Here is a 17,535-nt window from a genome sequence, read left to right on the forward strand (position 1 = left end):
TCTTCCGGGCCTCAGCAGCCGAGATCGTGTGCCCGTTGGTCTCGTCGAACCCCAACGTCGCGGTGCCGAGCTCTTTGCGGAGCTCCTCGAGGGAGATCACCACGTTGACCACGGTCGCATCCCCACCGTGGTGGGGCAGGGCGTCGGGGTCGATGGTCTCCAACAACCGCGCGAACCCTTGGCCCATGAGTCGTTCCCAGGGCGGCAACGGGGCGCCCTTGGCCACCAGCCGCTGTTTGCGGGGTTGGGCCCAGGCCTCGACCTGGGTCTTGAACCGGGCGCCGATGGCGACCGGGAGGACGCCGTCGAACCCGATGGTGCCGTCGCCGTTGTTCCAGACCCGGAGTGCGGTTTTCTGCTGGGCTCGTTCTTCTTCGGCGAGGAGGGCTTTGGCTTCGGCGTTCTCGAATCGGGCGGGGTCGATCTCGGCCAGGATCCGCCGGCCCACGGTCCGGAGTTCGTTGGCGGTCAGTGTGGTGGCGTAGTCGACCAGCAGCTTCTCCGCGAGGGTCAGGTCCTCACCGGTGGCGATCGGGTTGGTCTCGATGTCGGCGAGGGTCTTGGTGATCACCCGGGCCTTGTCCTGGGAGATCTCACCTGCAGCAAGCCCAGCAGCAACAAGGTCGCGCCTGGAGACCTGGGCTGCGAGTTTGATCTGTGCCCGAGCGGCCCCTTTGTCGACCAGGAGCTCGGCTCGGATCCACGCGGAGGCGTCCTTGTCGCCACTCTCCTCAGCGATATCACCAGCGACGGCGAGCACTCGAAGTCTCAACGCGGCCTGTCGGGCGTCGTACCTCTCCAACCAGGCCAAAGCCGCCTTCTTCTGGGCGGTGGTCCAGTACAGCGGGTCGGTGGCGAGCACCTTCTCGAAGGAGGAGTCGATGGCAGCAAATTCGGTGCCGATGGGGTCGCCGGGGTTGGTGCCCCAGTGGTTGGTGCCGCGTTCCAAGCTCATCTGCTGCCTCCTCTCAAAGGTGTCCCGTAATGCCTTTGATTCTACTCCTAAGCCGTCGTTGAATCCATCTATTTGCCCCGGTCAGTCCATGGTTTCGCGGTCAGCGAACACCTCGGACACCGTCGGTCCTGTGGATGGTAAGTGGCCCCGAAGGGCCACACCTTCACCCCGCCAACCCCAGCACAAGCAACCAACGAAACTCCGCGCCACACCCGGGCCGCCGCCCCGATAATCAGCCAGGTCTTTTTCTCGATGGGTCCCGGTGTCCAGGACCGCGCAGCGGCCGGCGCAGCCGGCGGGCCGTAGGCCCGTCCTTGACTCCGGGGTCCATCGAGAACACCCTCCAGAAAGGGTCGGCGGCCCACACCAACCCGTCGACGGGAACCTTCCGGCAGGGAGGTCTCGACAAGCTCGACCACCGGGGCGGCGTGGTCTCGACAAGCTCGACCCCCGAGGACGCGACCACACAGCCAGACCACAGGCTCGACGTACGCCCGCCACAGCGAACCCCGCGAGCGTGGTGGCTATGACCCAACTCCTCGACCCACCGACGGCGAGCTCGGCGCCCGAGCCGGCATCGCCGAGACCGCGACGATCATGGACACCTCAGCGGGCGTCCCTTCTCATTTTGCTGGCCCTGACCGGACTCGCCTACCTGTGGACGCTGTCGGAGTCGGGTTACGCCAATCAGTATTACTCTGCCGCCGCGCAGGCCGGGGGCGAGAGCTGGAAGGCGTGGTTCTTCGGGGCGCTCGATGCGAGCAGCTCGATCACTGTCGACAAGCCGCCCGCATCCCTGTGGGTGATGGGCCTGTCCGTACGCATCTTCGGGCTGTCCTCGTGGAGCATCCTGGTCCCGCAGGCACTGATGGGCGTCGGCACCGTTGCGATTGTCTTCGCGCTGGTCAAGAAGGTCGCGCCGTGGCCGGCGGCGATCGCCGCGGGTGCGTTCACCGCGCTGACCCCGGCGGCGGCGCTGACGTTCCGGTTCAACAATCCCGACGCGCTGCTGCTCCTGCTGCTGGTCGGGGCCGGGTTCTCGACCCTCAAGGCGATCGAGACCGGCAAGGGCAGGTGGATGGTGCTCGCGGGCGCTCTGCTCGGGTTCGGGTTCCTCGCCAAGATGCTCCAGGCCTTCCTGATCGTCCCCGCGATCGCGATCGTCTACCTGATCGCAGGGAAGGGATCGTTCGGGCGCAGGATCGTGCACGGCGTCGCCTGCTTCGCAGCGATGGTCGTCTCCGCGGGCTGGTACATCGCGTTCGTCGAGCTCATCCCGGAGTCCTGGCGTCCCTACATCGACGGCTCGACGGGCAACTCGCTGCTCGAGCTGACGCTCGGCTACAACGGCGTCGGCCGGCTCAACGGCGGTGACTTCGGCGGCCTCGGCAACGCCGGCTTCTCCAGCGCGGCCGGGATCCTGCGCCTCTTCCAGGGCGTCTCCGGCGGCATGGTCTCCTGGCTGCTTCCGGCTGCCCTGCTCCTGCTCGTCGCCGGGCTCGTCGCGCTGCGCAAGGCCCCGCGCACGGACCTGACCCGCGCGGCGCTGCTGCTCAGCGGCGCCACGATGCTCGTGACCGGCCTGGTCTTCTCCTTCATGGAGGGCATCTACCACGACTACTACGTGGTCGCGCTGGCTCCGTGGATCGCCGCGACCGCGGTCATCGGTGCCGCGATCATGTGGCGTCACCGCGACAACCTCGCCGCCCGCATCACCTTGTCGGTCGCGCTGGCCGGCAGCGCCATCTGGGCGTGGACGCTCCTGGGGCAGTCGGGTGAGCAGCCGTACGACGCACTGCGCTGGCCAGTGGCGATCATCGGTCTCGGCGCCGCCGCCGCGTTCGTCTTCGCGGACAGGCTCACCCGCCGGGCCGGCGTCGCCGTGCTCGCGACTGCCGCGGTAGCCATGGGCCTCGGGCCCGCTGCGTACGCCATCCAGACGATCGGCACCCCACACACCGGCTCGATCGTGACCGCAGGCCCGTACGAGGGCGGTGGCATGGGCGGACCCGGAGGCGGCCGTGCGGTTCGCCTCGGTGGCCCAGGCGGCCAGAACGGCCAGAACGGCCAGAACGGCCAGAACGGAACCCCGCCCGCAGGCCAGATGCCCGGTGGCCAGATGCCCGGCGGAACCAACGATGGCACCGCCGGCCAGGCTCCGGGAGGTACGAACGGCGGCAGCAACGGCCAGACCCAGCAGATGCCCGGCGGACAGACCGGAGGCATGCGCGGCGGCGGTCCCGCGGGCGGTGGCGGTGGCCCGATGGGCGGCGGCCAGGTCGACGACGAGCTCGCCGACGCGGTCAGCACCAACGCCGGCAACTACACCTGGGTGGCGGCGTCGATCGGCTCCCAGACCGCGGCCGGCCTCCAGCTCGAGACCGGTGAGGCGGTGATGGCGATCGGTGGCTTCAACGGCACCTCCGACAGCATCAGCCTCGAGCAGTTCCAGGAGTACGTCGCCAACGGCGAGATCCACTACTTCATCTCCGGCGGCGGAATGGGAGGCATGCGCGGCGGCCCCGGTGGCGGCGACGAGACCTCCAGCGCCTCCGAGATCAGTGCCTGGGTGGAGGAGAACTTCACCCAGACCACGATCGGGAGCTCGACCGTCTACGACCTGACCGAGGGCGCCTCATGACCGCCGATCTGGTCTCGACGAGCTCCACTGTCGCGGCAGGTTCGGTGGTCTCGACAAGCCCGGCCTCCGGAAAGCTCAGGACGACGATCGACCTGGTCATCCCGGTCTTCAACGAGGAGAACGGGCTGGAGGCCTCCGTACGCCACCTCGACGGTTACCTCCGGAGCCTGCCCTTCCCGGCGATGATCACGATCGCCGACAACGCCAGCACCGACGGCACCTGGCAGATCGCCGAGAGCCTCGCGGCGGAGCTCCCGCGGGTGCGGGCGATCCACCTCGACGAGAAGGGCCGCGGCCGGGCGCTCAAGGCGGCCTGGTCGACCTCGCAGGCGGAGGTGGTCGGCTACATGGACGTCGACCTCTCCACCGACCTGCGTGCCCTGCCGCCCCTGCTCGCCCCGCTGCTCTCGGGCCACTCCGACCTCGCGATCGGGACCCGGCTGGCCAACGGCAGCCGGATCCAGCGCGGCGCCAAGCGGGACTTCCTGTCGAAGGGCTACAACCTGCTGCTCCGGGGGATCCTCGCCGCGAGATTCTCCGACGCCCAGTGTGGGTTCAAGGCGATCCGGCGAGACGTGGCCGATCAGCTGCTCCCGTTGGTCGAGGACGACAGCTGGTTCTTCGACACCGAGCTCCTAGTCCTCGCCTCCGAGGCCGGCCTGCGCATCCACGAGGTCCCGGTCGACTGGGTCGACGACCCCGACTCGCGGGTCGACATCGCCGCCACCGTCAAGGAGGACGTACGTGGCGTCGCCCGCCTTCTCAAAGGCCTGGCCTCGGGGCGGATCGACCTTCGCGAGGTCTCGACAGGCTCGACCCACCGGGTGTCGACCGGCTCGACCACCGGGGTCCCAGCACCCAGGCGGGCTCTCCCCGAGCAGCTGATGAGGTTCGCCGCCGTAGGGGCGATGAGCACGCTGGCGTACGTCGTTCTTTACTCCGTGCTGCGGGTCTCGGTCGATGCCCAGCTGGCCAACCTGTCGGCGCTCCTGGTGACCGCGGTGGCGAACACCGCCGCCAACCGGCGGCTGACCTTCGGCATCACCGCACGGCAGGGCGCCGTGAAGCATCATGTGGCCGGCCTGACCGCCTTCGGGATCGGGTTGGCCCTGACCTCCGGGTCGCTCGGCCTGCTGCACTGGGCCGCGCCGTACGCCCCTCACCTGGCAGAGCTGAGCGTCCTCGTCGTCGCCAACGCGACCGCGACGCTGGTGCGGTTCGTCATCCTCAGGTGGGTGATGAGCCGGAAGTGACCTCGAAGTCCTGGGTGCCGATGACGCGGAGCAGCTCGAGCCTCTCCGCGGCATCGGTGCCCTCGGCCGGGAAGTAGGCGAGCAGCTTCACGTCGGCGTCCTCGGCGAGCAGGACCTCGCAGCGTACGGTGATCGCGCCGACCTCGGGATGATCGAACGTCTTCACGTCCGCGCGGCGCACGGCCACCTCGTGCCGCTCCCACAGCCCGCGGAACTCCTCGCTCGCGGCCAGCAGGTCGTCGACCAGCGAGGTGATGTCCGGGTCGCCCGCCCGCCGTGCGTACGTCGCCCGCAGATCCATCACATGACCGGCCGACATCCGGTCCCAGTCCTCCGGCGGAGCGGGCCGAAGATCGGGCTGGACGAACCAGCGCCAGATCAGGTTGCGGCCACGCCCGGGCTGCTCGGGCAGCGGCGGCATCAGCGCGGCGGCGAGGGGGTTGCACCACGCGATCTCCCCGATGTCGGTGCAGATCAGGACGGGGATGTCGGTCAACCGGCGGGCGAGCGCGATCAGGCCAGGGCGCACGTATCCGCCCGCGCGCCGGGCAGGAGGCGTCATCCCGGCGAGGTAGAAGAGGTGGTCGCGCTGGTCCAGGTCGCAGTGCAGCGCCCGCGCGATCGCGGAGAGCACCGACTCCGACGGAGCCGAGCCGCGCGCCTGCTCCAGGCGTGTGTAGTGGTCGGTCGAGACCCCGGCGAGCGAGGCGACCTCCTCTCGACGGAGCCCGGGCGTACGCCGCCGCAACCCGTCCGGGAGGCCGACGTCCGAGGGCCGGAGCAGCTCCCGGCGACGGCGCAGGAAGTCGGCGAGCTCGCGGCGGTCGATCATGCTCGCCATCATCCGCCGGTGGCGCACCGTTATCCAGGGAGCGCCTCTCCCTGGATGTGCCGTGCCTGTCGCGGGTCCACGGCGCGGAGCAGGCTGGAAGCATGACGAACATCGACGCAACGACCTCCAACACGATCAAGCTCAGCACGACCCGCAAGCTCGGTGAGAACGGCCCCGAGGTCACCTCACCCGGCTTGGGCGGGATGAGCCTCTCCGGTGTGTACGGCGCCGTCGGTGACGACGACGGCGTACGCGTCATCCACGCCTACCTCGACGCCGGCGGCACCCTGATCGACACCGGCGACTTCTACGGCGCCGGTCACAACGAGATGCTGATCGCCCGCGCGCTCCGCGACCGCAGCCGCGACGACGCGGTGCTCTCGGTGAAGTTCGGCGCACTGCTCACCCCGGTCGGGCTCCCGTCCGGCTTCGACGCTCGCCCGGAGGCGGTCAAGTCCTCCCTGACCTACTCCCTCCAGCGCCTCGGCACCGACCACGTCGACATCTACCGCCCCGCCCGCCTGGACCCGCAGGTGCCGATCGAGGAGACCGTGGGCGCGGTCAAGGAGCTGGTGGAGGCCGGCTACGTACGCCATGTCGGACTGAGCGAGGTCGGTTCCGCCACGATCCGCCGCGCCGCCGCGGTGACCCCGATCAGCGACCTGCAGATCGAGTACTCCGTGCTCAGCCGCGACATCGAGACCAACGGCATCCTCGACACCTGCCGTGAGCTGGGCATCGGCATCACCGCGTACAGCGTCCTCGGCAGGGGCCTGATCGGCGGCAGCGGCAAGGTCGACGGCTCCCTCGGGTTCATGCCGCGGTTCCAGGGCGACAACCTCGACCACAACCGCTCGCTGGTCGCCTCGCTCCAGCAGATCGCCGACGAGAAGTGCGCCACGCTGGCGCAGCTCGCGATCGCCTGGGTCGCCGCTCGCGGTGAGCACATCGTCCCCGTGATCGGCTCGCGCCGGGTGAGCCAGGTCGAGTCGATGATCGGGTCGAACGCGGTCACCCTCGACGAGGCCGACCTGGCCAGGATCGACGCCGCGGTGCCAGCGGGCGCGGTCCGTGGTGACCGCTACCCCACGCAGTTCATGGACCAGCTCGACGCGAACTGAGCGAGGAAGCCAGCGCGCGTCAGCGCGAACGGCGCGCGGTGATCGCCTACGTAAGTCGGCGGCACCTTGTGAAACGTTCACAAGGTGCCGCCAACTTGCATAGGCGCGCGGCACTCAGGTCTGCGCGGCCCGGACGGCGCCCGACCAGCTCTCCTGACGGAGGAGCTCCAGCAGCGTCGTCTCGGCCGGGCCCGGGGAAGGCCGCAGCACCGCGATCACCGGCTGTGACACCGACGCGGACACCGGACGGGCCCCGAGCCCGGATGCGGCCCAACGTACGGCCGTCGTCGTCTGGGCCGTCGTCGTCTGGGCCGTCGTCGTCTGGGAGACCCGGGCGGCGGTGGTCTGGCAATCTGAACGCAGGTGCCCTGGCAATCTGAATATCTTCGTGCGGCAGTTGCCGTACGAAGGCTGAGATCAGGTGGTGGGATCGGTCGCGCGCCAGCGCAGCGGGTCCTCGCCCGCCTCCTCGATGATGTGCGCGGCCAGGCCGACCGTACGGCCGATCTGGAAGAGCACCTCGGCGGCGCCATCGGGCAGCTCGCAGGTGAGGACGAGCGCGGCGAGTGCGCCGTCGATGTTCGGTCGGCGACCGGTCCGAGCGGCGACCGCCTCCAGGCTCGCCAGGGCCGGGGCCGAGCCGTCGACGAGCGCCAGACGAGCCAGGATCGCATCGGATCGTGGGTCGCCCTCCGGGTGCCGCCAGTGGCCGAAGCCGGGCACTCCCTCGCTCGGTTCGTCGGGCGGGCCGTCCCTGACCCCGGCGATCGCGGCGGGGCCGATCCCGCCGTGCAGACGCCCGGAGAGAGCGGCGTACCCAGCGACCAGGCAGTCGTACGCCGAAGCTCGCGTCGACGCCGCGACCCTGGCCGCCACCACCGAGGCGGCCAGGCCGTGGTCGACGAGGGCGACCAGCGTGGTGTTGAGCGTGGCCACCTCCTGCGGGCTGCCTGGCCGTCCGGCGAGGACGGCGAAGGTCGCCTCGGGGACCGGCCCTGCCTGCCCGCCGAGAGCGACGGGGACGGCGGTGAGCAGCCCTTTGGCGACGCCGGCCGCCGCGGCGGGGCCGACCCAGCAGCCCGTGGATCCCGCCCAGTGCGCCAACGCCGGGAGCCGGCGAGCGAGCGGCAACCGGGCCAGGTGCGCAGGCACCTCGACGACGATCTCGGGCGCCGGACCCAGCACCAGATCGACCACCTCGTCCAACGGCTCGTCGGCGAGATCGGCGAGGGGTACACCGCGCAGGAACAGCTCGCCCTCGCGTACCTCGCTCACGCTCGAACGGACCGAGCGCATCGGCAGGACGCCGAGCGGAGACCCCGGATGGTGGCGCGTGCCGGCCAGCGCGTCGATCTCGGCGCGGTCGAACAGGCTCTCGCTGCCGCTCCGGCGCCGGGTCAGCAAACGTCGGCTGACATAGGTGTAGAGCGTCGTGCGCTTCACCCCGAGGCGCTGGGCGGCTTCCCGCGTCGTGATCCATTCGGTCACAACGACACTCTCGCGCACGGAACGGGTCCGCGCCATGTCGACTCGATCGACATGGCGGCCGCGGGACGCCCGGAGGCACAGTGCCCTGACCGGTACACCCCGGCTCGACTCACCCCAGGAGCGACCATGCTGCCTCTGAACGACCTGACGGACATCGAACAGAGCTACCGCTTCCATGCGGGCGAGATGTCGACCTCGCCCTGTTTCCACGCCTGGGCGAGCGGTGTCGCCGACGACCCGGAGGTGCTCGGGGTGCTGCGCGAGCTGCCGATCGGGAAGCAGCAGGCCAACCTCGTCTTCGCCGCCGCTCGCTGGCACGGTCTGGAACCAGGGCCGTACGAGGCCCTGCGGGAGCTGCTGCTCGGGCCCGAGTGGCCGGCGGTGCGCGAGACGATCCTGGCGCGACGTACGCAGACCAACGAGGTGGCCCGGCTGACCGCACTGACCCCCGCGCTGGCGACGCTCGGCGACGAGCAACTCGCGCTCGTCGAGCTCGGGGCGAGCGCTGGCCTGTGCCTCTACCCGGATCGCTACGACTACGTCTGGGAGGGGGCGGGCGCGATGAGCGGATCGGGCGGGCCGACGCTTCGGACCACCGCGGCTGGGGACGTACCGATCCCTGCTCAGGCGCCACGCATCACCGCTCGCGTGGGGGTCGACCTCAACCCGCTCGACGTCACCGACGAGGACGACGTGGCCTGGCTCCTCACCCTGATCTGGCCCGGTCACGACGAGCGACGTGACCGCCTCGCCGCGGCGATCGAGGTGACCAGGGCCGAGCCGCCGCGGCTCCTCGCCGGCGACATGGTCGACCAGCTCGACAACGCACTCGCGATCGCCGCCGCCTCCGGAGGTACGCCGGTGGTCCACCACAGCGCGGCCGCGGCCTACCTCGACGAGCACGACCGCCTCAGGCTCGAAGAGCGGATGCGTACGTTGGTGGCGGCCGGCCGCTGCCACTGGATCAGCCTCGAGGGTCAACGGGTGATCCCTTCGCTCGCCGCGACCGCGCCGAGCGCCCCGAAGGCTGATCACCAGCTCTGCCTGGCCGTCGACGGACAGGCGGTCGGCTGGGTCCAGGGCCATGGCGTGTCGCTCACCTGGATCTGACCGGACCTGATCTGTGAGGACGTGAGGAGAACCACAGGTCTTGGACCGATACAACCGGACAGACCTGGTGTCCACCTGCTGACCTGCCCTACCGTTACCGGCCGGTAACCAGCACGGTGGGGTTCCGGTCCGTCCGGTCATGATTCGGTCACGCGTAGATCGGCTGACCGGAACCCCGCCATGCTGGAGACTGAAGACACCGCGTAGCAGACAGAGGAGTCGAGGATGCTCATCGGAGTGACCCGAGAGACGAAGCCTGGGGAGACCCGGGTGGCGGCAACACCCGCGACGGTCAAACAGCTGACCGGACTGGGGTATGACGTCGTCATCGAGGGTGGGGCCGGCGAGGCATCCAGCTTCAAGGACGATGCGTACGTCGAGGCCGGCGCACGGCTCGGCACCGCCGCCGACGCTTGGGGCGCCGACCTGGTCTTCCGGGTCAACGCCCCCTCGATCGGCGAGGTCGAGCTGCTGAAGAGCGGCTCGACGCTGGTCGCCCCGATGGCGCCGGCGCAGAGCGCCGAGCTCCTCGACGCCCTGGCCGCGCGCAAGGTCGACGCCTTCGCGATGGACGCGGTGCCGCGTATCTCCCGGGCGCAGTCGATGGACATCCTCTCCTCGCAGGCCAACATCGCCGGCTACCGCGCCGTGGTCGAGGCCGCCCACCACTTCGGTCGCTTCTTCACCGGTCAGGTGACCGCGGCGGGCAAGGTACCGCCGGCGAAGGTCCTCGTGGCCGGTGCCGGTGTGGCCGGCCTGGCCGCCATCGGCGCCGCCTCCTCGCTCGGCGCGATCGTCCGCGCCACCGACCCGCGACCCGAGGTCGCCGACCAGGTCAAGTCGCTCGGTGGTGAATACCTGAAGGTCGAGGTCGAGGTCGAGAAGTCGACCGACGGCTACGCGAAGGCGACCTCGGAGGCCTACGACCAGCGCGCCGCGGAGATCTACTCCGAGCAGGCCGAGGACGTCGACATCATCGTGACCACCGCCCTGATCCCGGGCCGTCCGGCGCCGCGCCTGATCACGGCGAAGGACGTCGCGTCGATGAAGTCCGGGTCGGTCATCGTCGACATGGCCGCCGCGATGGGCGGCAACGTCGAGGGCACCGTCAAGGACGAGGTCATCACCACGCCCAACGGCGTCACGATCATCGGCTACACCGACCTGCCCGCGCGCCTCCCGGCGCAGTCGAGCCAGCTGTACGGCACCAACCTGGTCAACCTGATGAAGCTGGTGACGCCCGAGAAGGACGGCGTGCTCGCCCTCGATCTCGAGGACCAGGTCCAGCGCGGCCTGACCGTCGTGCACGACGGCGGCGTGCTCTGGCCGCCCCCGCCGGTGCAGGTCTCCGCGGCTCCGGCCGCGGCCGCGCCCGCCGAGGTCGCGGTGAAGGAGGCTCAGAAGCCACTCTCCGCCTCCGCCAAGCTCGCTCTGGTCGGCACCGGTGCGCTCGCGCTCTTCCTGCTCAACGCGGTCGCTCCCGCCGAGATCACCCGCCACTTCACCGTGCTGACGCTGTCGGTGGTGATCGGGTTCTACGTGATCGGCCACGTGCACCACGCGCTGCACACCCCGCTCATGTCGGTCACCAACGCGATCTCCGGCATCGTCGTCGTGGGCGCCCTGCTGCAGCTCACGGTCGCCGACAACGTCGTGCTGGTGCTGGCCGGTATCGCGACCCTGTTGGCGAGCATCAACATCTTCGGCGGATTCGCCGTGACCCGTCGCATGCTCTCGATGTTCCGGAAGGCCTGAGGTAACACGTCATGGATATCTTCTCGATCGCCGGCGCCGCCTACCTCGTCGCCGCCCTTCTCTTCATCCTGTCGCTGGCAGGTCTGTCCAAGCACGAGACCGCCTCGCAGGGCTGGCTCTACGGCGTCGCCGGCATGGCCCTCGCCCTGGTCGCGACCGTGATCCAGGTCGTCGACGGCGGCACCTCCACCGCGGTGATCGTCCTCGTCGGAGCGGTCGCGGTCGGCGCGGTCATCGGCCTGTGGCGTGCCAAGGTCGTGGAGATGACCGGCATGCCCGAGCTGATCGCGCTGCTGCACTCCTTCGTCGGTCTGGCGGCCGTCCTGATCGGCTGGAACGGCCACCTCGAGGCCGCGGCGGGCCACATTCATGGTGGAGCCATCCACTCTGCCGAGGTCTTCATCGGTGTCTTCATCGGTGCGGTCACCTTCACCGGCTCGATCGTCGCCTTCCTCAAGCTCTCCGCGCGGATGAAGTCGGCCCCGCTGATGCTGCCGGGCAAGAACGCCATCAACATCGGCGCCCTCGTCGTCTTCGTGGTGCTGACGGTCGTGTACGTCATCAACCCGACGCTCCCGCTGCTGATCGCCGTCACGGTGGTCGCGCTGGCCCTCGGCTGGCACCTGGTCGCCTCCATCGGCGGCGGTGACATGCCGGTCGTCGTCTCGATGCTCAACAGCTACTCCGGGTGGGCCGCGGCCGCCTCGGGCTTCCTGCTGGGCAACGACCTGCTGATCGTCACGGGTGCCCTGGTCGGCTCCTCCGGTGCGTACCTCTCCTACATCATGTGCAAGGCGATGAACCGCTCGTTCATCTCGGTCATCGCCGGCGGCTTCGGCATCGAGGCCGGTCCGGCCGGTGACGTCGACTACGGCGAGCACCGCGAGATCAACGCCGAGGACACCGCCGACCTGCTCGCCGGCGCCTCCTCGGTCGTCATCACCCCGGGCTACGGCATGGCCGTCGCCCAGGCGCAGTACCCCGTCGCCGAGCTCACCCGCATCCTGCGGGGCCGCGGTGTCGACGTACGTTTCGGCATCCACCCGGTAGCCGGCCGCCTCCCGGGCCACATGAACGTGCTGCTGGCCGAGGCCAAGGTGCCCTACGACATCGTCCTGGAGATGGACGAGGTCAACGACGACCTTGCCGAGACCGACGTCGTCCTGGTCATCGGTGCCAACGACACCGTCAACCCGGCCGCCGCCGAGGACCCGAGCAGCCCGATCGCCGGCATGCCCGTCCTGCGGGTCTGGGAGTCCAAGAACGTCGTCATCTTCAAGCGGTCGATGGCACCCGGCTATGCCGGCGTACAGAACCCGCTCTTCTTCCGCGACAACTCCCAGATGCTCTTCGGCGACGCGAAGACCAAGGTCGACGAGATCGTCGGCGCACTGGCCCGAGTGCCCGCCTGATCCTGGGATTACTCACTTGACCAGCGGAAACGTGACGTACGTCTCCGCGTAGCGGATTCTGCTCGGCTCGGGCACGGCACACAGAATGAGTGTCGTGTCCGAGCCGATTGCTGACTCCCTCGAGTCGATCCGAGTCCCCCACACGTTGGTGGAGGACCTGCTCGGGTACGTCACCAGCATCGTGGTGACCTCGCTGGGGCTCTACCTGATCAAGTCGGTCGGTGCCGTGACCGGCGGGACGGCAGGGCTCAGCCTGCTGGCGTCGTACTGGACCGGAGTGCCGTTCGAGCTGCTCTTCGTTCTGGTCAACCTGCCGTTCTTCGCCCTCTCCCTCTCCAAGAAGGGGGTCGGGTTCACGGTCAGGTCGCTGGCCTGCGTCGTCGCGACCTCGGCTCTCACCCGGGTGCACCACGACCTGCTCGACATCAAGGACCTCGACACCATCTACGGGGTGGTCGCCGGGAACATGCTGGTCGGTCTCGGGCTGCTGATCATCTTCCGGCACGGGGCCTCCATGGGCGGTTTCAACGTGCTGGCCCTGATCTTCCAGGAGCGCCTGAACCTGCGCGCCGGCTACATCCAGATGGGGCTCGACGTCGGCGTCATCCTGCTCGCCCTCCTCGCGGTCTCGTCGCTCACCGTGCTGCTCTCGGCAACGGGCGCGGTCATCCTCAACGTCTTTCTCGCCTTCAACCACCGTCCGGGCCGCTACCTCGCCTGATCCGGTGGTCAGCGGTAGAGACGTACGGATGTCTTGTCGGTGACGTAGACCCCGTTCGCCGATGAGCCGACTCGTACGTCCTCGGGGTAGTAGTCGTCGGCCAGCGAGTCGACATCGTCGAGGTCGAGAGCCCAGGCAGCCTTCTCGCTGTTCCAAGCGCGGTAGCCGATCGTGGATCCGTCGACGGTGTAGCCGCCGTCGTCGAAGGCTTCGCCGACGTGGTCGTAACCCGTGTCGATGACGGTGCCGTCGGCATCGAAGAGGATGCCCGAGGGCTGGTGGAAGTTGACCAGCCGTCCGTCGAGCGTGATCACGTCCATCGTGCGATAGGCACCGCTGGTGGCGAGGTCGATGTCGCCGTCGTGACCGTCTGGTCCGAAGATCGGGAAGGGCCCCTCCACCGGCTGCTTCGCGCCGGTGTCCGGGTCGTACTCCGTCGTCGGCACGACCACGAAACGGTCGTCCGCGGCCCGGATGGCCTCGCCGCGGACCGCCTCGGTCCAGAGGTGTTCGCCGGTCCCCGGGGCGAACGCCAGGAGCGAACCGGAATCGACCAGGAGCATCTCGCCGGACGAGTAGAGGTGGGTCAGGCCGTATTCGTCGAGGCCGTCGTCGTGGCCCGCAGGCAGTGTCGTACGCCATTCCTCCTTGCCGTCGAGGCTGTAGCGGACTATGTCGTCCCCGTCGAGGGCGTAGACCGCTGAGGTGCTCAGCGTGAACCCGCTGCCCTTGATCGTCCAGCTCTCCTCGTCCGTCTTCGGGTTGAGTCTGGTCATGCTGTCGTCGTCGTAGAGGAGATAGGTGCCGTCCTCCTCGATGGAGTAGAGGTCGGCCCCCTCCGGTGCCTCCCAGGTCACCTCGCCGTCGAAGTCGAAAAGGATGGTCCCGCTGTCGCTGCTGCTTCCGCTGCTGCTTGCCCGCGCGACGTACCAGCTCGCCTCGATCAGCTGCTCCTTCTCGTGGACGGTGACGATGTTGTACGGGTGCTTCTCGTCCCGCCATACCTCCTTCCCGCTCTTGTCGAGGGCCACGATGCCGTCGGCCTCGCCGCTGAGGCTGACCAGGGCTCCGCCGTCCGGTAGGTCCTGGGCGTACGCGACCTCCTGGTCGGAGGTCCAGGCCCAGACCTCCTTCGGTTCTGAGGTCACGGTCACCGGTCCGGTCGCGTCGCCATCGCCTTGCAGCTCGGTGTAGACGAGATAGCCGGCGACGGCGACGATCAGGGCGAGGATCAGACCGCCGATCACCCACAGAGTGGTGTGGTCCGGACGTTCGGTCGGAGAAGGGCTCGCTGGCTGCATGTAGCCATGATGGCCGTGGTTTGTATCTGTTAGCGCAGCATCACTTTGCATTGCATCTATATGAGTCAGCTGGTCAGTGGGATTGAGGTTGGTGTCGATGGTGCAGAGTGGACGCATGTCTGCTGCCAAGCGTGCCCCCCAGCCCGGCGCCGAGGATCTGACCGAGCACCTGCGTGACCGGTGGTCGGTGAGCGTCTTCGACCCGGAGCACGAGCTCGCCGACGACGAGATCAGGCTGCTCCTCGAGGCGGCCCGGTGGGCGCCGAGCGCGGGCAACAGCCAGCCGTGGTCGTTCCTGGTCCTGCCCCGAGGATCCGCCGCGCACGAGACCTTCGTGCCGCTCCTCTCGCGCGGCAACTCCGGCTGGGTCCCGCGGGCCTCGGCCGTCTTCGTCACCGTCGCCCAGGTCGGCGTGGGTCCGGACGGCGACGGCCCGAAGTGGTCGGACTACTCCGAGTACGATCTCGGCCAGGCCGCTGCGCACCTCACCGTTCAGGCGGCCTCCATGGGGCTCTCGTCCCACCAGTTCGCGGGGTTCGACCACGATGCCGTGGCGGCTGCCTTCGGCGTACCTGCGTGGTGGAAGGTGATGACCGGGATCGTCGTCGGCCGCCATGGCGACCCGGCGCAGGTCGATCCGCTCGATGCGGCGCGGGAGGAGCGCGAGCGCGTCCGGCGCCCGCTCGAGGAGACGGCCTTCACCGACAAGTGGGGCACGCCCTGGGCATGATGCGCCCGGCGTACGTCCCGCGGGCACCGGAAGATCCCGAAAAGGTCGTACCCAGCGGGGCATCGGTCTAAGGTTCCCGGGTGAAGTGCGGTAAGGGCGCAGGTCGTCTCCGGCGCGCAGCGGCAGCGCTGTTCGTGCTCGGTGTGATGGGTGGCGGGCTGGTGATGGCCACGCCGCCGGTCGCCGCGGCGCCCAACGACGGTGTCGCCGAGTCCTCGCGCACCCGTTACGTGCTCGACGAGAAGGCCGGCACCGTGCGGGTGAAGACCGAGATCACGGTCACCAACCAGCAGCCGAGCACGGCGATGACCTACTACTTCCTGACCGGTCACTCGATCCCGATCCCGGCCGACGCGAAGAAGATCAGGGCGACCAGCAACGGCTCGAGGCTCACCGCGACCACCGAGCGGGTCAAGGGCACCGGCATCGATGTGGCCTCGGTGTCGTTCCCGAACCTCTACTACGGCAAGTCCCGCACCGTCACCTGGACCTACGAGCTGCGGGGCGCCCCGATCCGGGCGAAGAAGAACAACATCCGGATCGGGGAGGGGTACGCCGTCTTTCCCGTGCTCGGCGTCGGCGACGACGACTCGGTGACCGTCGAGGTCGTGCTGCCGAAGTCGATGGAGTTCTCCAGCTCCGCCCCCGGCTTCAAGGCGACGAAGTCCAAGGGGAGGACGACCACCTGGAAGGCGACAGGTGGCTTCCTCGAGGGCGGGGTCTCCGCACGGGACCCGAAGGTCTACGACGAGGAGAAGATGGCCGTCGGCGACACCGAGGTCTCGCTGCAGAGCTTCCCGGGCGACCGGGAGTGGCTCGACTTCGCCGAGAAGCAGGTGACCGCCGGGCTCCCCGTGCTCGAGAAGCTGATCGGGAACCCGTGGCCCGGCGGCCTCGACGCGATCCGCGAGGACGTCTCCTCCGAGGCGCTCGGCTACGCCTGGTTCGACGAGAACGCGAAGGAGATCGTCGTCTCCGAGGACCTGGACGCCGCGATCCTCTACCACGAGATGACCCACGCCTGGATCAACCCGGACACCGTCCGGGGACGCTGGCTGAGCGAGGGGCTGACCGAGGTCGTCGCCCAGCGGGCAACCGAGCAGGCCGGCGCCAAGGGCCAGAAATACCCCAAGGTGAAGCGCGGTAGCGAGGAGGCCTTCGCGCTCCTGAGCTGGGACGCCGTCGGCCGCGACGTCACCGCCGAGGTCGACGCCTACGGCTATCCCGCCGCCTACACCGCCGTCTCCGACATGCTCGCGGATCTCTCCGACGAGGAGTTCACCGCGGTCGTGAACGACGTCTATGAGGGCCGCAACGCCTACGACCGGCCCGGCGACGAGGTCGTCCAGGGGTCGACCGACTGGCACACGTTCCTCGACCTCGTCCAGGAGTACGACACCGACGCCTCGGCCGAGAAGGCCCTGCGCACCTGGGTGCTCTCGCCCGGGCAGGCGAAGGCGCTCAAGGATCGGGCCAAGGCCCGCAAGACGTACGCAGCGGTCGACCGCGCCAACGGCAGCTGGGTGCCGCCCGAGGGGCTGCGCAACGCCATGGCCTCCTGGAAGTTCGACGACGCGACGACCGTGGTCGGTCTGATCGACGGTGCCAGCTCGGGGGCCACCGAGCTCCAGGCGGCGGCCGCGTCGACCGGTCTGCCGGTGTCGGACGCGGCCGAGGAGGCCTACGAGAGCGCCAACGTCGCCTCCGAGTACGCCTCGCTGGCGACGTCCCTGCCCAAGGCAGCGAAGGTGACCAAGGAGGTCGGCGCCGCCACGGCGGAGGTCGAGGGCTTCCAGAACCCCGTCACCGAGCTCGGCGAGCTGGTGCTGCTCCTCGATGTCGGCGCCGCGAGTGCCCGCGACGATCTGAACGCCGGCCATCTCGACGACGCCTCGGCCACCGCGGCCGGGATGCGGGATCGGGCCGGCTGGGCGTTCGGTGTGGGACTGGTCGCGCTGCTGGTGCTCGCTGGGGCGGCGTACGCGGCGTTCCGGGTCTTCAGGAGCCCGCCGGCGCAGCGCCGGATCGCGGCGGAGCGCAGGCGGATGGCCGACCGTAAGGCGTTCCTCGCGCAGGTCGAGGAGACCAAGAGGGCGGGGGCTCCGTGGGGTCGACAGGCCCGACCACCGGAACCGCCGCGACCGGCACCACCGGCACCGCCGCGACCGGCACCGCCGGGACCGCCCGGACCGCCGGGACCGCCGGAGCCACGGCCC

The 17,535-nt window shown here is 69.4% G+C and carries 14 protein-coding genes; 9 read left to right on the forward strand and 5 right to left on the reverse strand.

Features of this window, described 5'->3' with window-relative positions:
- The coding region (locus ACRDPS_RS00200) for a DUF222 domain-containing protein (protein WP_431499595.1) at positions 1 to 955 on the reverse strand (955 nt) is incomplete at its 3' end.
- A gap of 628 nt (positions 956 to 1,583) precedes the next feature.
- Between ACRDPS_RS00200 and ACRDPS_RS00205 the strand changes: the two genes are divergently transcribed.
- Both ACRDPS_RS00205 and ACRDPS_RS00210 read left to right on the forward strand, forming a co-directional pair.
- Complete coding sequence (locus ACRDPS_RS00205; protein ID WP_431499596.1) at positions 1,584 to 3,596, forward strand: ArnT family glycosyltransferase; 2,013 nt, start codon at positions 1,584 to 1,586, stop codon at positions 3,594 to 3,596.
- Positions 3,593 to 4,849, forward strand: a complete 1,257-nt coding sequence (locus ACRDPS_RS00210; protein ID WP_431499597.1) for a glycosyltransferase — start codon at positions 3,593 to 3,595, stop codon at positions 4,847 to 4,849. The genes ACRDPS_RS00205 and ACRDPS_RS00210 overlap by 4 nt, the downstream gene beginning before the upstream one ends.
- Here the strand turns inward: ACRDPS_RS00210 and ACRDPS_RS00215 are convergent.
- Positions 4,824 to 5,681, reverse strand: coding sequence for a helix-turn-helix transcriptional regulator (locus ACRDPS_RS00215; protein WP_431499598.1), 858 nt, complete (start codon positions 5,679 to 5,681; stop codon positions 4,824 to 4,826). The genes ACRDPS_RS00210 and ACRDPS_RS00215 overlap by 26 nt on opposite strands.
- Before the next feature lie 101 nt (positions 5,682 to 5,782).
- Between ACRDPS_RS00215 and ACRDPS_RS00220 the strand changes: the two genes are divergently transcribed.
- Complete coding sequence (locus ACRDPS_RS00220; protein ID WP_431499599.1) at positions 5,783 to 6,802, forward strand: aldo/keto reductase; 1,020 nt, start codon at positions 5,783 to 5,785, stop codon at positions 6,800 to 6,802.
- A gap of 114 nt (positions 6,803 to 6,916) precedes the next feature.
- On the opposite strand, the gene ACRDPS_RS00225 is transcribed toward ACRDPS_RS00220, so the two are convergent.
- Positions 6,917 to 7,177 carry a hypothetical protein gene (locus ACRDPS_RS00225; protein ID WP_431499600.1) on the reverse strand — a complete coding sequence of 87 codons (261 nt, stop codon included), beginning with the start codon at positions 7,175 to 7,177 and terminating at the stop codon, positions 6,917 to 6,919.
- A gap of 42 nt (positions 7,178 to 7,219) precedes the next feature.
- Complete coding sequence (locus tag ACRDPS_RS00230) at positions 7,220 to 8,290, reverse strand: citrate synthase (RefSeq protein ID WP_431499601.1); 1,071 nt, start codon at positions 8,288 to 8,290, stop codon at positions 7,220 to 7,222.
- 126 nt (positions 8,291 to 8,416) lie between these two features.
- Between ACRDPS_RS00230 and ACRDPS_RS00235 the strand changes: the two genes are divergently transcribed.
- From ACRDPS_RS00235 to ACRDPS_RS00250, 4 genes are all read left to right on the forward strand, one after another.
- The gene (locus tag ACRDPS_RS00235; RefSeq protein WP_431499602.1) at positions 8,417 to 9,400 is read left to right on the forward strand and encodes a DUF2332 domain-containing protein; all 984 of its coding nucleotides are present in this window, start codon (positions 8,417 to 8,419) and stop codon (positions 9,398 to 9,400) included.
- Between the two features lie 225 nt (positions 9,401 to 9,625).
- Positions 9,626 to 11,155: a Re/Si-specific NAD(P)(+) transhydrogenase subunit alpha gene (locus tag ACRDPS_RS00240; protein WP_431499603.1), complete on the forward strand. Its 1,530-nt coding sequence runs from the start codon at positions 9,626 to 9,628 to the stop codon at positions 11,153 to 11,155.
- Between the two features lie 11 nt (positions 11,156 to 11,166).
- The gene (gene pntB / locus ACRDPS_RS00245; protein WP_431499604.1) at positions 11,167 to 12,567 is read left to right on the forward strand and encodes a Re/Si-specific NAD(P)(+) transhydrogenase subunit beta; all 1,401 of its coding nucleotides are present in this window, start codon (positions 11,167 to 11,169) and stop codon (positions 12,565 to 12,567) included.
- 85 nt (positions 12,568 to 12,652) lie between these two features.
- Positions 12,653 to 13,288, forward strand: coding sequence for a YitT family protein (locus tag ACRDPS_RS00250; RefSeq protein ID WP_431499605.1), 636 nt, complete (start codon positions 12,653 to 12,655; stop codon positions 13,286 to 13,288).
- 8 nt (positions 13,289 to 13,296) lie between these two features.
- Here ACRDPS_RS00250 and ACRDPS_RS00255 read toward each other — a convergent pair whose 3' ends face one another.
- Positions 13,297 to 14,589, reverse strand: coding sequence for a PQQ-binding-like beta-propeller repeat protein (locus ACRDPS_RS00255; RefSeq protein WP_431499606.1), 1,293 nt, complete (start codon positions 14,587 to 14,589; stop codon positions 13,297 to 13,299).
- Positions 14,590 to 14,704: 115 nt separating this feature from the next.
- Between ACRDPS_RS00255 and ACRDPS_RS00260 the strand changes: the two genes are divergently transcribed.
- Positions 14,705 to 15,319, forward strand: a complete 615-nt coding sequence (locus ACRDPS_RS00260) for a nitroreductase family protein (protein ID WP_431499607.1) — start codon at positions 14,705 to 14,707, stop codon at positions 15,317 to 15,319.
- 80 nt (positions 15,320 to 15,399) lie between these two features.
- Positions 15,400 to 17,535, forward strand: a 2,136-nt coding sequence (locus ACRDPS_RS00265) for a hypothetical protein (protein ID WP_431499608.1), incomplete at its 3' end; no start/stop codon positions are given.

The sequence above is a fragment of the Nocardioides sp. genome, assembly GCF_050699375.1.
In the GTDB taxonomy this organism is placed as follows: Bacteria; Actinomycetota; Actinomycetes; order Propionibacteriales; family Nocardioidaceae; genus Nocardioides.

What these genes read in the sequence shown, in the direction of transcription:
- ACRDPS_RS00240 (WP_431499603.1), top strand. Translation starts at nt 9,626, where the DNA reads ATGCTCATCGGAGTGACCCGAGAGACGAAGCCTGGGGAGACCCGGGTG.
- ACRDPS_RS00260 (WP_431499607.1), top strand. Translation starts at nt 14,705, where the DNA reads ATGTCTGCTGCCAAGCGTGCCCCCCAGCCCGGCGCCGAGGATCTGACC.
- ACRDPS_RS00235 (WP_431499602.1), top strand. Translation starts at nt 8,417, where the DNA reads ATGCTGCCTCTGAACGACCTGACGGACATCGAACAGAGCTACCGCTTC.
- pntB (WP_431499604.1), top strand. Translation starts at nt 11,167, where the DNA reads ATGGATATCTTCTCGATCGCCGGCGCCGCCTACCTCGTCGCCGCCCTT.
- ACRDPS_RS00255 (WP_431499606.1), bottom strand. Translation starts at nt 14,589, where the DNA reads ATGCAGCCAGCGAGCCCTTCTCCGACCGAACGTCCGGACCACACCACT.
- ACRDPS_RS00210 (WP_431499597.1), top strand. Translation starts at nt 3,593, where the DNA reads ATGACCGCCGATCTGGTCTCGACGAGCTCCACTGTCGCGGCAGGTTCG.
- ACRDPS_RS00250 (WP_431499605.1), top strand. Translation starts at nt 12,653, where the DNA reads ATGAGTGTCGTGTCCGAGCCGATTGCTGACTCCCTCGAGTCGATCCGA.
- ACRDPS_RS00220 (WP_431499599.1), top strand. Translation starts at nt 5,783, where the DNA reads ATGACGAACATCGACGCAACGACCTCCAACACGATCAAGCTCAGCACG.
- ACRDPS_RS00215 (WP_431499598.1), bottom strand. Translation starts at nt 5,681, where the DNA reads ATGATCGACCGCCGCGAGCTCGCCGACTTCCTGCGCCGTCGCCGGGAG.